This is a genomic window from Flavobacterium sp. XN-5 (genome assembly GCF_008033395.2).
GTDB classification, from domain to species: Bacteria; Bacteroidota; Bacteroidia; order Flavobacteriales; family Flavobacteriaceae; genus Flavobacterium; species Flavobacterium hiemivividum.
Genome location: NZ_VOGZ02000022.1, coordinates 1 through 1,023 on the forward strand (window position 1 = coordinate 1; position 1,023 = coordinate 1,023).

At 34.8% G+C, this 1,023-nt stretch carries 2 protein-coding genes; both read right to left on the reverse strand.

Features of this window, described 5'->3' with window-relative positions; all coding sequences use genetic code 11:
* A partial coding sequence (locus FQU23_RS16095; protein WP_147674744.1) for a transposase occupies nucleotides 1-543 on the reverse strand: 543 nt, incomplete at its 3' end.
* Between the two features lie 46 nt (nucleotides 544-589).
* Nucleotides 590-955, reverse strand: a complete 366-nt coding sequence (locus tag FQU23_RS16100; RefSeq protein ID WP_147674745.1) for a transposase family protein — start codon at nucleotides 953-955, stop codon at nucleotides 590-592.
* Between the last annotated feature and the right edge of the window lie 68 nt (nucleotides 956-1,023).

The window sequence follows — 1,023 nt, forward strand, 5'->3', positions numbered from 1 at the left end:
TTTATACAAGAGATAACGACTCCTTGCCAGTAATTGTTTAAGAGTATCGCCATTAGAGAATATTTTAGATTTGAAATTTACTTTTGACTTCCTTGCTCGTTCTATTGCGTCATTTTCTTGATCTATGGCTTCCCAACGATATTTGATCCTGATTTCCTGGAGTGCTTCTGTAGCCAGCTTCTGCACATGGAAACGATCAACAACACGAGTTGCATTAGGAAAACATTTTCGAGCAATTAAGCCCATATTACCGGCCATATCCAAAGTAATTTCTTTGACTAGGTTTCTTTGTTTAAGAGGGATTTTTTCAATAATTGATATTACTGTTTCTGCTTTAGTTCCTGCAACCATGGCTACAATGGTTCCTTTCTTTCCTTTAGCAGATTTACTGGTCAGAATTGTATAGAGCTCTCCGTTAGAGAGAGATGTTTCATCTATAGATAAATACTTTCGAATGTTCTTAGGGAAAAGAAGCCATTTTTTAGCATGTCCTAGTTGATCCCAAGTTTTAAAGTCACTTAAATAGTCTTTGTATTGAGACAACAAATTTCTCCCCTTAACTCCATAAAAAGAAGCGATAGCATTACAATCATTTGGGCTGGAATCTATTGATCTCTTTTAAAAAAGACGCAAACTCCTGTGTTACACGAGTTCCGTCTGCTACTAAATTCCAATCTCTAAAGACCACTTTGCCATCTTCTTCGTTAAGCCATCTTCTTCGAGTGATATGAAGATATACCTGATGTCCACGAATAGGAAAATCTTGAACCGTTATCTCTTCAAAGAATCCTTTTGAACTCAATTTAGATCCTCGGTATTCTTCAGGAATTGAATTGATCTCCTTTAGATACAAATGAATTATCTCGACTCCTTTTTTATAGGACGTAAGTTCAAAGTAGTCTACTATTATTTCTGGTAACAATAATTTAAGGATCTCGATAAAAGAGTCTTGCATTGATATGTAATTTAGGAATACAAATATCTAGATTTTAATATTTCCCCACAACAATATGTATTGATCCA

Excerpts from the sequence above, each read along its gene's own strand:
- FQU23_RS16100 (WP_147674745.1), bottom strand. The coding sequence starts at position 955 with ATGCAAGACTCTTTTATCGAGATCCTTAAATTATTGTTACCAGAAATA.